Origin of the sequence: Hyalangium sp. (assembly GCF_035629615.1) — a bacterium.
Classification (GTDB): Bacteria; Myxococcota; Myxococcia; order Myxococcales; family Myxococcaceae; genus Hyalangium.
Genome location: NZ_DASPHO010000201.1, coordinates 1 through 13,321, shown reverse-complemented (window position 1 = coordinate 13,321; position 13,321 = coordinate 1). Strand labels below are relative to the sequence as shown.

Annotated in this window: 11 protein-coding genes and 1 pseudogene; 6 read left to right on the top strand and 6 right to left on the bottom strand. The window is 68.1% G+C overall.

Annotated features, from left to right (window positions below; translation table 11 throughout):
• Position 1 precedes the first annotated feature (1 nt).
• Positions 2-1,912 (top strand): hypothetical protein, encoded by a 1,911-nt coding sequence (locus VD972_RS10280; RefSeq protein ID WP_324984620.1) that lies wholly within the window; start codon positions 2-4, stop codon positions 1,910-1,912.
• A 106-nt stretch (positions 1,913-2,018) separates the two neighbouring features.
• The gene (locus tag VD972_RS10275) at positions 2,019-2,240 is read left to right on the top strand and encodes a hypothetical protein (protein WP_324984618.1); all 222 of its coding nucleotides are present in this window, start codon (positions 2,019-2,021) and stop codon (positions 2,238-2,240) included.
• Positions 2,241-2,249: 9 nt separating this feature from the next.
• On the opposite strand, the gene VD972_RS10270 is transcribed toward VD972_RS10275, so the two are convergent.
• Positions 2,250-2,600 (bottom strand): hypothetical protein, encoded by a 351-nt coding sequence (locus VD972_RS10270; RefSeq protein WP_324984616.1) that lies wholly within the window; start codon positions 2,598-2,600, stop codon positions 2,250-2,252.
• A gap of 186 nt (positions 2,601-2,786) precedes the next feature.
• Here VD972_RS10270 and VD972_RS10265 point away from each other — a divergent pair, with 186 nt between their 5' ends.
• Positions 2,787-5,735 (top strand): DEAD/DEAH box helicase, encoded by a 2,949-nt coding sequence (locus tag VD972_RS10265; protein WP_324984613.1) that lies wholly within the window; start codon positions 2,787-2,789, stop codon positions 5,733-5,735.
• Here the strand turns inward: VD972_RS10265 and dusA are convergent.
• The 5 genes from dusA to VD972_RS10240 all read right to left on the bottom strand — a co-directional run bounded on the left by dusA (position 5,732) and on the right by VD972_RS10240 (position 9,625).
• Positions 5,732-6,730: a tRNA dihydrouridine(20/20a) synthase DusA gene (dusA, locus tag VD972_RS10260; RefSeq protein WP_324984659.1), complete on the bottom strand. Its 999-nt coding sequence runs from the start codon at positions 6,728-6,730 to the stop codon at positions 5,732-5,734. The two genes, VD972_RS10265 and dusA, sit on opposite strands and share 4 nt — an antisense overlap.
• A gap of 145 nt (positions 6,731-6,875) precedes the next feature.
• The gene (locus VD972_RS10255; protein ID WP_324984610.1) at positions 6,876-7,790 is read right to left on the bottom strand and encodes a response regulator transcription factor; all 915 of its coding nucleotides are present in this window, start codon (positions 7,788-7,790) and stop codon (positions 6,876-6,878) included.
• Positions 7,787-8,275 (bottom strand): sigma-70 family RNA polymerase sigma factor, encoded by a 489-nt coding sequence (locus tag VD972_RS10250; protein ID WP_324984607.1) that lies wholly within the window; start codon positions 8,273-8,275, stop codon positions 7,787-7,789. Before VD972_RS10250 ends, VD972_RS10255 begins: the two co-directional genes overlap by 4 nt.
• Positions 8,276-8,603: 328 nt before the next feature.
• Entirely contained in the window at positions 8,604-9,377 is a 774-nt protein-coding gene (locus tag VD972_RS10245; RefSeq protein ID WP_324984604.1) for an MBL fold metallo-hydrolase, read from the bottom strand.
• Positions 9,378-9,397: 20 nt separating this feature from the next.
• Entirely contained in the window at positions 9,398-9,625 is a 228-nt protein-coding gene (locus VD972_RS10240; protein WP_324984601.1) for a hypothetical protein, read from the bottom strand.
• Positions 9,626-9,830: 205 nt separating this feature from the next.
• On the opposite strand from VD972_RS10240, the gene VD972_RS10235 reads away from it, so the two are divergent.
• From VD972_RS10235 to VD972_RS10225, 3 genes and pseudogenes are all read left to right on the top strand, one after another.
• Complete coding sequence (locus tag VD972_RS10235; RefSeq protein WP_324984599.1) at positions 9,831-10,292, top strand: hypothetical protein; 462 nt, start codon at positions 9,831-9,833, stop codon at positions 10,290-10,292.
• A gap of 298 nt (positions 10,293-10,590) precedes the next feature.
• Complete coding sequence (locus tag VD972_RS10230; RefSeq protein WP_324984596.1) at positions 10,591-11,088, top strand: hypothetical protein; 498 nt, start codon at positions 10,591-10,593, stop codon at positions 11,086-11,088.
• A 275-nt stretch (positions 11,089-11,363) separates the two neighbouring features.
• Positions 11,364-13,321, top strand: a pseudogene (locus tag VD972_RS10225) (hypothetical protein); the annotation flags it as partial.

Here is a 13,321-nt window from a genome sequence, read left to right as displayed (position 1 = left end):
CATGCGCCCAGCCCTGAAGATCGGCCTCTCGCTGTCATCCCCGATTCCCTCCGCGAGACGGCTCATCCCCCTCTGGGTGCTGCTGGCGCTGGTGGCCTGCGGCGACAAAGCCCCCCTCCCACCCGGTCCCGGTCCGGATGATCCGGTGCCTCCGGTGCCCGTCACTCCGGTCCCCGAGGCCGTCGAGTACCCCGAGTCCCTGCTCTGCCCCGAGGCCGTCGGCTCGGATCCCCGCTGTGGCACGCCTCACACTGCGGCCACCGCGATGACGGACGCGGAGCTGCAGGCGCGCTACAACGCGGGCCTCGAGGCCTGGCGCTACGAGGGCGTGCGCGGCTCTTGTGCCAGCTGCCACAGCCCGGATGCCATCGAGCTGGCGCGCGTCGGGTACACGGACGCGGACATCCGCCGGCGCGCCGCCACCCACGTCGACGAGGCCCGGGTAAATGCCCTCGTCGGCTTCATCCACGCGCAGCGGCAGCGCTATGACATGAAGCGCCTGCTCCACCCTGCGCGCTTCCGCCCGCTCCAGCCCGCTTACGAGCCCTTCGCCGCGAAGACGGCCAGCCTGCCCGTCCACGACTCGCAGTCCCAGAGCGAGCGGGACGAGGCCTTCATGAACCACCTCGTCAACGACCAGAAGCTCCTGTGGGCCACCGGGCGCATCGACTCACTGGAGAAGGCCCGCCAGGCCTATGACGAGCTGTTCGCCATCGACCTGCGCCACCTGCGCCTCGGCCTCCCGTTCGACCACTTCTCCGAGGACGGCCTCCACGGAGAGGAGCACCGCTCCGTCTTCGAGTGGTTCCCCGACATGGCCACGAGCCCCAAAGCCGCCGCGAGCGCCGAGTGGTACCGCCTCGTGGACGCGTACCTGGCTGACCCGAGCGACCGCAACCTCTGGGGCTATTACGACGCCATCGGTGCGATGACGGCGTGCAACCCGGATCTCGGCGGTGCCAACCTCGCGGACTATCCCAAGGCCTGTGAGTGGATGCGCCTCAAGTACCGCTCGCTCCAGGTCTTCCAGCACATGCTCCGCCAGGGGACCCACCGCTACCCGGACATGCTCGTGGACGAGCGCACCGGCACCGAGGAGGTCCCCTTCCGCGATCACCTGGAGAAGCTCATCGCCCGCAACCCCATCTGGGAGACGGGCGACTACCTCCGCATCCAGCCCCTGGCCCGCCGCCTTCCGGTGACGTGCGACAACGGAGCGCACCCCTGCACCGTGCTGCCCCCGCTCGTCGACCAGAGCATCCACAGCAACCCGTCCTACACCGAGGCCCGCCTCAAGCAGAGCGAGGTGTTCCAGCAGACATGGTTCGTCATGTCCTTTCTGAGGGATCCGGGGCTGCTCTACGAGGGTGAGAGCTTCGCCACCTTCATCGGGGACTACCTGGAGTCCGTCCTGCTGCCCCAGTACGACGTCCACCACGCCTTCATCGTCGCCAAGATGGCGGTGGAGAAGTCGGCGGCACACGAGTGGATGGAGGCGCCGGGCTTCCGCGCCGGGACGGGGAAGCTCGCCAGCGTCCGCACCTTCAGCTTCAAGCAGCTGCGCGACAACTTCAGCCCGCCGCCCACGGGCAGCACCCGGCGCCCGGTGCATGACCGGATGTTCGCCAACTTCGCTCGGATGTTCATCTACCTGGTGGAGGAGGATCTGCGGAAGACAGGCGAGATCTTCGACCGGGACGAGGTGCTCTACGCCGTCCGCTTCATGCGCACGTGGCTCCAGCGCCTGGAGGGGGCAGAGGATGCGCAGCTCAACGCGCTCGTGCTGTCCATCGAGTCCCTGGCGAAGTCCGCCCGGGAGCTGCGCACCGCGGCCAACCGCACCCAGAACCCCGGGACGGGGCTGCAGCCCAACGGACGGTGGGGAGAGTTCGCCACGCCCTACACCGGCTGAGGCTGGAGCGCCTCCCGCGCAAGGTGGCCTGAGTTCCCTCCCCTGCCCTGGCTTCAGCCCACGCACACTGAGCCAAGGCAGCGGAGCTTGGAGTAGAGTCCGCTCTGTGACTTCGCTCGTCATCCGACTGGTATGTGGGCTGCTCTTCGCCGCGCTGGTGCTTGGCATGGTGGCCCGCCCGCCGGACAACCTCAGCCAGGGGCTGGGCATGCTCCTGCCCGGGGCCTTGCTGCTGGGCGTCGCCCTCCGAGGCCCCCGCCGATCGATCCTTCCTCGGAAGAAAGGCTCGGCCGCCGTGTCCAAGACAACCGAGCCTCCCCAGCGCTGAGCCGGGGCACTACTCGCCTTTCAGGCGCCGGGCGGCGATCAGGTCCAGCAGGGTGATGCCCAGGACCGAGCCCAGGATCAGCGCCAACCGGCCGCGCCGGGCGTTCTTGACCAGCGCCACGCCGAGCAAACCGATGTCGATGACATCACCGGCGACACGCGCCCAGAGTGCGGCAGCGGGCCTGCGTCCCGAGAGAATGCCGATACCTGCGGCAAGCTCCCGTGCGCCACACACCCGCATCAAGGCGGGATGCTCACCGGCTCCCGTCGTTCTCCCCAGCCAGTGGGGGGCCGCAAGCTGAGTCAGCCCCAGAGCCACGCTGAAAACGCCCAATCCCTTTGCCGTCTGCAGATCGTTCATGACGACCCTCCTCTGGCCACAAGCTGGGCGCGATTTTCGGACTGGCTGGGGGCACTGAGACGGTCCGCCGCAAGACGAGCAGGCGACCCCGATGAATCCGGGTCGTCCCCCTGAACACTGGAGAAGCAGGAAGGCGCATCGGCATTGCGCGACGCACCCTGGAGAGCATAGGGAAGCGGCTCCCCCATGTCCGCGACCGTTCAACTGCTCGAAGCCGTTCGGAAGGAAGCCCGCCCCGGGATCTGGTCCCAAGGGGTGAACCTCGCTCGCTCTGGGGCCGTCGCGCTCCAGGCCCGTACCGCAAGCGAGATTGAGCTGAGGGTGCGAGCCCCGGGGCGCTCGGTCGCCCTCACCGTCGTCCTGTATCCGGGCGACGAGGCCTGGGAGTGCGACTGCCCAGGCCGCGTGGATCCGTGCGAGCACGTCGTGGCGGCGGCCATCTCCCTCCAGCAGGCGGAGACTCAGGAGATCCCGCTGGTGACGACCTCGAGCCGGTGGTCCCGCGTGGTGTACCGCTTCACGCGCGTCTCGGGTGGCCTGGAGCTTCAGCGAGCCCTCGCGCACGCGGATGGGAAGGAGGAGCCCCTCGAGGGGAGCCTGGCCTCCCTCATGGCCCAGCCGGGCCAGGCCGCGACGCTGCAGTTGGAGCAGTCAGACCTCGTCACGGATCGTCTCCTGGAGCGCCGCACGAGGGGGGCGCTCTCTCCCGAGAAGCTGGACGCACTCCTCACGGCGCTCCAGCCGGCGCGCAACGTCCTGCTCGATGGACGGCCCGTCGCCGTCTCGGAGGAGCTCGTCCTCCCACGGGCCGTCGTGGAGGACCGCGGCGCACAGCTGGTCGTGACGGTGACACGCGATCCGCGCGTGGTAGAGGTGCTCAGCCCGGGAGTCGTGCTGGTCGGCGACGCGCTGGCCCGCCTGGGTGAGACGTCGATGACGGGACCGTGGCTCCAGAACCTTCCGGTCGTCCGCACCTTCGGGCCCGAGCAGCTCGGTGAGGTCGCCTCGAAGGTGCTCCCGGATCTGGCCCGGCGCCTCCCGATCGAGGTCCGCAGCCGGCGCCTGCCGCCCATCGATCGCGAGCTGAAGCCGCGCATGCAGCTGGAGCTCCAGCAGCTGGAGGCGGGGCTGTCCGCCCTGCCCACCCTCGTCTATGGCGCGCCACCGTCGGTGCGGATCGACAACGGCCGCATGGTCTACCTGCGCGGGGCCGTGCCGCTGCGGGACGAAGCGGCGGAGCAGCGCCTCGTGCACCAGCTCCGGGACGAGCTGAACCTGGTCCCCGGCCGGCGGCTGACCGTGCAGGGCCCGGAGATGGTGCGCTGGGCGGACAAGCTCCGGCGCTGGCGCGGAGATCTCACCGGAGACGCGGCGGGACTCGTGAGCCCGGACGTCCGGCTCCGGCCGCTGCTCCGGGTGGACGCCTCTGCCCCAGGGGCGGGCATCCCCGAGGTGCGCTTCACGCTGGAGTTCCAGGTGGAGGGTGGCAAGGGCGAGCCGCAGACCGTGGACGCGGCGGCGGTGATCCGTGCGTGGACGGAGGGGCTGGGGCTCGTTCCGCTGGAGGGGGGAGGCTGGGCGCCGCTGCCTCGGGCGTGGCTGGACAAGCACGGGCAGCGCGTCGCGGATCTGCTGGCGGCGCGGCAGACGGACGGCAAGGTCGCGAACCACGCCCTGCCAGAGCTGGGAGCGCTGTGCGAGACGCTGGAGCAGCCGCCTCCGCCGGGGCTGGACCGGCTGGCACCGATGATCGAAGGCTTCGAGAAGCTCCCGGCGCCAACGCTGCCAGGCGATCTCACCGCGACGCTGCGCCACTACCAGCAGCAGGGCGTGAGCTGGCTCGGCTTCCTCCGGTCCGCGGGGCTGGGAGGAATCCTCGCGGACGACATGGGCCTTGGAAAGACGCTGCAGACGCTGTGCGTGCTGGGTCCTCGCTCTCTCGTCGTCTGCCCCACCAGCGTGTTGCCGAACTGGGCCGCGGAGATCCAGCGCTTCCGTCCCTCGCTCAAGGTCTGCACATACCACGGGCCCGGCCGTACCCTGGACGAGGCCGCCGACGTGACGCTCACCACGTACTCCATCCTCCGGTTGGATGCGGCCATGCTCTCGGGGCGCACGTGGGACGCGGTCGTCCTGGACGAGGCCCAGGCCATCAAGAACCCGGACAGCCAGGTGACGCGCGCGGCGTTCGGGCTCCAGGCGAACTTCCGGCTGGCGCTGAGCGGCACGCCGCTGGAGAACCGGCTGGAGGAGCTCTGGAGCCTGATGCACTACGCGAACCCGGGCCTCCTCGGTGGACGCCGCCAGTTCGATGAGCAGGTGGCGCGGCCGATCGGAGAGGGGAAAACCGAGCCTGCGGAGCGGCTGCGCCGGCGCATCCGGCCCTTCATCCTCCGGAGGCTCAAGCGAGACGTCGCGCCGGAGCTGCCGCCGCGCACCGAGTCCGTGATGCACGTGTCGCTGGATGAGCGGGAGCGGGCCGTCTACGACGCGGTGATGGCGGGGACGCGCAAGGAAGTGATCGCCCTGCTCAACGAGGGGGGCAGCGTGCTCAAGGCGCTGGAGGCGCTGCTCCGGCTGCGCCAGGCCGCCTGCCACTCGGCGCTCGTCCCCGGCCAGCAGGCCCACACGTCGTCGAAGGTCCAGACGCTCGTGGAGGCGCTCAGCACCGCGGTCTCGGAGGGCCACAAGGCGCTGGTGTTCTCCCAGTGGACCTCGCTGCTCGATCTGATCGAGCCGCCGCTCAAGGGAGCGGGAATCACCTTCGAGCGCCTGGACGGTTCGACGCCGAATCGCGGAGAGGTGACAGCACGCTTCCAGTCCGGCGAGAGCGCACCGGTGATGCTGATGTCACTCAAGGCCGGCGGGACGGGCTTGAACCTCACCGCGGCGGACCACGTGTTCCTGATGGATCCGTGGTGGAACCCTCAGGTGGAAGCGCAGGCGGCGGACCGAGCCCACCGCATCGGCCAGGAGCGGCCGGTGATGGTGTACCGCCTGGTGGCGCAGGGAACGGTGGAGGAGAAGATCCTCGGGCTTCAGGAGAAGAAGCGCGCGCTCTTCGAGGCGGCTCTGAGCGAAGCGGCGGCGGCGACGGCCATCACCCGCGAGGACCTGCTCGAGCTGTTCTCCTAGGCCGCGACGTCGGCCGGGGCACTGCGCCGCACCATCGCGAGCGCGGCGGAGACCACCTCGGGGCCCGCGCCGGGCTTGTGCACGTTCTCGCTCAGGTACCTGCGCCAGGCCCGAGCACCCGGCAGGCCCTGGAACAGCCCCAGCATGTGCCGGGTGATGGCGCTGAGCGGCGCCCCCTGCCGCAGGCGCTCCTCCATATAGGGGAGCATCGCCTCCACCACGGCATGGCGCTCGCGCGGGGGCTCCGTGGCCCCGAAGAACCGCCGGTCGGCCTCGGCCAGGAGGTACGGGTTCTCGTAGGCCGCGCGGCCGATCATCACTCCATCCACCTGCCGCAGGTGCTCGGCCGCGGCATCCAGGCTCTTCACGCCCCCGTTCAGGCTGATATCGAGGTGGGGGAACTCGGCCTTGAGCCGATGGACCAGCTCGTAGCGCAGCGGTGGAACGTCCCGGTTCTCCTTGGGGCTCAGCCCCTGGAGCCACGCCTTGCGCGCATGCACGATGAAGCGCTGGCAGCCCGCCGCCGAGACGAGCCGCACGAAGTTCTCGATCGTCGGCCACTCCTCCAGCTCGTCGATGGCCAGCCGCGACTTGACCGTGACGGGGATGCGCACGGCCTCGCGCATCGCGGAGACCAGCCGCGCGACGAGCTCGGGCTCGGCCATCAAGCACGCGCCGAAGCGGCCCGACTGCACGCGATCGCTCGGGCAGCCCACGTTGAGGTTGACCTCGTCATAGCCCCACTCCTCGGCGATGCGCGCGGCCTTGGCGAGCTGATCAGGCTCCGAGCCTCCCAGCTGGATGGCCACCGGGTGCTCCGCGGGAGAGAAGCCCAGCAGCCGCTCGCGGTCGCCGTGAATGACAGCGCCGGTCGTCAGCATCTCCGTGTAGAGCAGCGCGTGCCGGCTGATCTGGCGGTGGAAGAACCGGCAGTTCCGGTCCGTCCAGTCCATCATCGGCGCCACGCACAGCGGCATGGGGTAGGACACCATCAGCCAACGCATCTACCCTGCTTTTTCCTTCTTGCCCACCCCTTCTGCCTGGCAGTTGTTCTCTCAGGCAGGCGCTGGGCCTGGGCGGCCATGGAGCGAGCAGGCAGAGGCAGCACCGCCTTCGCCGGCAACGCAGTGGCCACCGTGCTCATCCTTTCTTGATGCCCTTGCCGCCTCGGCGCTCGCGCGGAGGCTCTTCCTTCCTCCCCTCGCTGCGCTGGGTACGGGCCGCCTTCTCGATCAGAGCGCTCCTGCTGCCGACGCCCAGCTTGTCGAAGATGCGCTGCACGTGCTTCTTCACGGTCCCCACCGAACACTTCAGGTGCTCGGCAAGCAACTCGTTGTCCCAGCCCTTGAGGACACCTTCCATCACCTGCACCTCGCGTGAAGTGAGCACCTCACGCCATGGCTGCGGTACCGCGAGCTCTTCCACTCTCACTTCCTCATGGAGGAACAGCGCCCAGAGCTTGCGGCCCTCCTGTTCCTGCATGCGGCGAAACGCCACCTTCAAGCGCCGATCCAGCCCTTGCCGTTCCCAGATCTCCTGCGGGTCCCCCGCCCCTTGGGGAGCACTCGCGAACGCCCTCAACCGCTCCAGCAACACCACAGGCAAGCCCTGGGGCCCGAGCTCAACAGGGGCAAACCACGTCTTCAGCAGCTCCGTGGCACGAAGGGTCTGGCTCACCACCATGGGTGGCAGGGTGAGAACGATGGCTTCAGGAAGGAAGAACGTGTCCAGGAACGAGGGCACCTCAGGCGAGCTGCTCACCGCCTCTTTTCCGCGCACCCGCTCCTTCAGGTTCGTGGACAGAGTCTGCAGCCGTGCGCGCTCTTGCTCCGTGAAGGTGTGCTCCCGCTCTCTCTGGAACCGGGCCACCACGGCAGCAGCCGGGTGCCGCGCCAGCATGGCTGCTGCCTCAGCGCGCAGCTCCTCGAGCCGCTCCCGGTCCACCGGAGAGTCGGCAAGGAGTGCATCGCAGCGTGCTCTCGTCTCAGCGTCGAGCCCGTCCGCAAAGTAGAGCTCCAGCAAGGCCTCTGAGATGCACCGAGCCTCTGGCTTCATTCGTCATCTCCCCGCCCGCGGGCACGCGCGGCAAACTCGCGCAACAGCTTGGAGACGGCGTTGCGCGAGGTGCCCAGCGCCTGCGCGATCTCCTCCAGGGTCCATCCCTCGACAAAATAGAGGACAGCGGCCGTCAGGGTCTCGGGCTCCTCGCCTCGGGTGAGGATGGCCAGATCCTGCAGCGCCTCGATGCGAGCCAGTCCCCCCGCGTGGGACGGTGCGAGCTGCCGTCCGTCCCCAAGAGCTTCGGCATCCTCGACCTCGAGCGGCCCCAGGACGCCCGACCAGCGAGAGCGGCGCCGGAGCCGATCCACGGCCTTGTTCGTCGCGATCTGGTAGAGCATGGGAAGAGGAGCAGCCGTACCCTGCAGCAGCGCCTCGCTGCGCATGAACGCGATGAAGGTGTCCTGGATGACGTCCTCGGCCTCATGCGCATCCTTGAGCAGAGCGCAGACGCGGTTGCGGATGGGGTATCCGTAACGCACGTACAGCATCTCCACGTATTCGGACGCCTCATCCCCCCTCATGCTGGGCTACCAGGCTGTAGGCAGGCGACGCCATCTCGCATGGTGGATCAAGGTAGCACTTCGGCGGCGGCGCTGGACAACCTCGCCACACGCCTCGCGGAGGAGAGCGAGGTAGGACGAGGGCTGCCCAGTCACCGCTCCCGCCTGGGCGCCTGGAGGACTGGGACTGACGCCCCTGCTGGCGGCGCGCCCGGCAAACCTGTCAGACAAGCAGACAGGTTCGGCCAGAGCGCACTGCCGGGGAGGCCGCGCCGAGACATGGGACCTCCGAGCGTGTGTGCTCCCGTCAGTACCACTGCCGCACACGCACCTCGACTCCCACATCCGTGCCGACGAGCCGGGTGAACTCGTCCAGATCACTGCCGCGTGAATGGTAGGGGTAGACGATCTTCGGCTTGAACTCGCGCACCGCGTCCGCCGCCTGCTCCACGATCATGGTGAAGGGCAGGTTCATCGGAACGAAGGCGACGTCGATGTCGCGCAGCTGCCTCATCTCGGGAATGTCCTCCGTGTCGCCGGCGATATAGAGGCGCTTGCCGCCGACGGTCAGGACGTAGCCATTGCCACGGCCCTTCGCGTGGTACTGGAGGCGCTCCGGCGTGAGGTTGTACATCGGGATCGCCTCCACGCCGATGTCCATCAAGGACTGCGTCCCTCCATTGGCGAGGAGCTGGGTCGCCCCGTGGAGCGCTGCAGGCAGGGCATCGCGCACGGCCTGGGGCGCGACGATCACGGTACCCGCCTGAACAATGGCCGTCAGCGTGTCCGCATTCATGTGATCGCCGTGAATGTCGGTCACGAGGATCAGATCAGGAGGGGGAAGTCCTTCGAAGCGCGCGGCGCCGCCGACCGGGTCGACGTAGATCATCTTGCCCGCCCACTGCATGACGAAGGTGGCGTGGTTGATCGGGTGGATGATCAGGTCCCCCCGCGAGGTCGGGATGGGATCTCCCGAGATCGTCGGCTCGGGAATGGGGGGGATGACCTGCCCATTGGACGACGACGTGCACGCTGACAGTGACAGCGCGAGCCAGAACGCGAGGACTGGGACCTTGCTCATTGAACACCCCGTGGGCCTGCTCAGTATTCCTTCGTGCGAATCAACATCCCGCGGGCGTCATAGTACTTCCAGGTGCCGGTCTTCTTGCCGTCCACGTAGCGGCCTCCGTCGTAGAGTTCACCGTTCTTGTGGTACCTCTTCCACAGTCCGGTCATCTGGCCGTGGGAGAACCTGCCCGTTGCCCGGAGGACACCATTGAGCAGGTAGAACTTCCACAGTCCGGTCTTCACGCCCTGGGTGTACGGCATCCCTCCCACCCACGCGTGAGATCTACCTGCCCGGCTGTCGGCGTGCTCCCTCCTTCGCCTGGGTCGCGAGCCCTCGGCGTTGCTCTGCCGAAGAATTCCTGAATGACTGGCCGCTTCACCGGCTCTGTCCCTGTGAGGGTCCGGTGAGTTGCTGAGGTGGCATGTCTCCGTTCAAGCCCTCGGACCGCGTACCTGAGGGCAGATCATGACCGACATCACTGCTGTTGCCGTACCTTTGAGCCATGTGGATGCCACCATTGAGCATCCGTCGCTGAAGGCGCTTGGCTTCGTTCAGCTCAAGAGCCTGCGAAGCATCTCGCGCTCGCTCCGTTCCCTGGGTTTCCTCTGGGCGTTCAGCGGCATCGTCACTGTTGTCTTCGGTGGGACGCTGATAGGCGACCCCGGGAGAGACAATGAGCTGGGGCTCGTGCTGGTCCCGTACGGCCTGGCCGTCGCGCTGCTGGGGCCCTACAGCGCCTGGGCCCGCCCAGCCTGGGGACGCACCGTCTGCATGCTGCTGTCTGTCCCTCCTCTGGCGAGCATCCCCTATGGGACGCTGCTGGGCATTCTCAGCCTCGTCGCCCTCGGCAGAGCCAAGCCGCTGTTCGGTGCGGACGGGATTCCCCACAAGCAGGTGGAGGCTGAGTATCAGGCTCGCAAGCCATAGGTGGCTCAGGGAGTGTCTCCTACGTCCGTCACCCTGAGCCCATGGCCGCCCCGCTCCGCATGGTGTGCCCTGATCCTCGAGAAGCGGAGCGCCCCCTCCCCGTCCGAGTGAGCTGTGGCCGCGGCCCACCGCAGCACAGGCAAGGTGTAGGCCATGGCCACAATGTCTTTTGTCTGAATGACTCGTCCCCTCGTCGGCTCTTCTCTTTCGAGGGGGGAATTTCAACCGAACACCCCCTCATGCCGTGCCAGGAGCGACCCAACCGCTCCTGTAAACCAGTCCAGGGGGGACTCCATCCATGTCGACGAAAATCACCGTGACGCTTCTTGCATCGATCTTGATCAGCGGCTGCTCGACCACCGCTTCGATCTCCCGCACCAATGGCAGGGAGCTCGAAGCGAAGATCCAACGCAGCACTCCGGGAGCCGTCGTGGTCCAGACGAACGGGGGCTCGGAGGTCAGCATCTCGAGATCGGACATCACCGACATCGATCACCCGGGCAATGCCTCTGCCGTGGTCGGGCTGCTCCTGAGCACCTATGGGGCCATCAACATCGCAGCGGGTGCCCCCAAGTGCAGTGAGGGCGGTGGAGCGTTCTGCACCGGTGTCTTCCTGCCCGCGGCCATCGGGTTTCCGATGCTCATCTGGGGCCTGTCGACCTGGCTTGGCTCCTCCAACGCCGCCGCGAGCAGCCCCTTGGTCTCGGGCAATGTGCCTGATGCGCCGCAGGCCTCCGCCTTCGACTTCTCCCCTGCCACCCACGGAGGCAGGGCCAGCACCCTGCTGGCGCGTTAGCGGTCGCACCTGAAGTTCTCAGCGCCAGAGCCTCCGAGCGTTCACCTCGGGGGCTGCTGGTGCTGGGCTCCGAAGTCGAGTTCCAGCAGGAGCCACGGACTTCGCCCGCTCCGACAGGCTCCTAGTCCCGGCCCCTGGGTCATCCTGTGAGCTGGGCAGCGTCTCGACGGCGGCCAGCGCGACGTGTGTCCTGCCCGCCAGCATGCGATGCTCCCAGCCGCGACGCCCGGCAGCTCTCTGGCGACGCACTCGGAGGGGGAGACATGCTGGCCGCCGTGAGACTCCTTGCTGGCCTGGGGCTTCTGCTGCCCTGGGTGGCATTCGCCCAGGCTTCACCCGTGCCGACTCCAGCGCCGGGGCCCCGGATGTGCCCATGTCCAGACGGCACGCCAGGCTCCGCGACAGGAACGGGAACACCCACGACTCCTGGGACGGGCACCACCACGGCTCCGACGTCGCCGTCCGGCGAGGCCCCCAAGGCCTCGACACCCTTCATCGAGCCCGTGCTCGGCGCCAACGCCATCACCCTCGGCTGGAAACCCAGCTATGCCTTCCCCGCGGCCAGTACGTTCAGCCCGAGCGTCCGGGTCGGCGTGCTGCGCCCTGACTTCTCTTTCGATCTGCGCCTGGGGTTCTCCACCGCCATCGCCCCCTTCAACGACTTCTCGGGGGTGACCTCTGTGTCGCTCGACGCCGAGGTGGGGACGTGCCCCTACAGCCGTGGAGAGAACCGCGTCTGCGGCTCGGCAGGCCTGGGCGGAGGCCTGCTGCTGGGGAGCCAGTCCGGCCTTGCCGATGGCTACCTCACGCCCACCACCTCCCTTACTATCGGTGTGGGCCTCAAGCGCTACCTGACCCCTGACTTCGCCGTTGGCGTGGAGGGAGGCGCGCGCACGCAGCTCGGCTTCTTCTCAGACGGCTACACGGACATCTCCACCGGCCTGTACGTCGCCTTCACGGGCACCTGGCTGGAGCCATGGGGATGGACCCTCACCTCACGAACTCGCGAGAAAGCGCCGACGCCCCTCGCGTCGACACCTCCTCCGGAGGAGACGCCGCACAGCACGCCGGGCGGCACTCCCTCCTACGGCACCAGCTACCGGCCCTGCATTACCTATGTCACCGACGGCTGGTTCTCTCCCACCCAGGCCGTCTGGCAGGACGACCCCAGCTTCGAGGATCGGCCGCGCAAGCAGCTCACCCGCCGGCCTGGCACCGACGTCGTCTACGACGCCGAGCTTCCCATGGTGAAGGACAAGGACACGCTGCTCTTCGGCGTGCATCACTACCGCCTCAACGGGCAGCAGGTCATCGTGGACAGCCGGGACTTCATCGTCCTCAAAGGGATGACCAACTGCACCGTCCCGGTGCCGGTGAGGATGAAGTTCACGCTGCAGAACGCGGCCGGGTCCAAGCCCATCTACACCAGCCCCACGGTGGCCCAGGTGCCGCTGGAGGGACCGCCCGCCCCGGAGTACTCACCGTGGGAGGTCAAGCTCCCCGTCCGCGAAGGGCTCCCGCCCGACCAGCCCTTCAAGTTCGACATCGCCACGAATCACCAGATCATCGCCGAGCTGATCCGCGAGACCGGAGCGCCCACCGGGCTGCAGATGTCCAACGTCGTCGACGCAGTGCCCACGCAAGGGCCGGTGGTCCACTTCGTGCCCGTCATGCTCACTCCTCCGAAGGATGCCGCGGCCGAGGACGCCCTCCTGAAGCTCACCGAGGCGATCGTCACCGACTCGGCGAAGTACATCCCCGACCTCTTCCCCCTCCGAGCGGGAGGACTGCCCACCGAGCAAAAGGTCATCCGCAACTTCATTGACAAGGAGATCGGCTCGAAGTGGTTCGAGGCTCGCCGGATCGATGCGATCGTGGCCGCGCTCAACGACTCCCTCGCCTCCTCCGCCTTTCTGGACGGCGCGGGCCGGGTGGTGGCCGTGATGAAGGGGGAAGACTTCAGGTCCATCTTCGGCTCGGGCGCTGCAGGGGTGACAGTCGGGTCGAGCGTGACGGCCACGCCCAAGGAACCGGAAGGCAGGAGCGGCCTGGCCCGGACCCTGTCCTGGAAGGTCATCCTCATGCCCTCCTCCGAGACGTGGGACACCGTGGCCCATGAGCTGGTGCACAGCCTGCCCGAGGGCTGGGCTGGCGACGAGATGGAGAAGGAGTGCGGGCGCAACTACCACAACAAGAAGGACCCCGTCGCCAACGGCGAGGTCATCACGTTCGG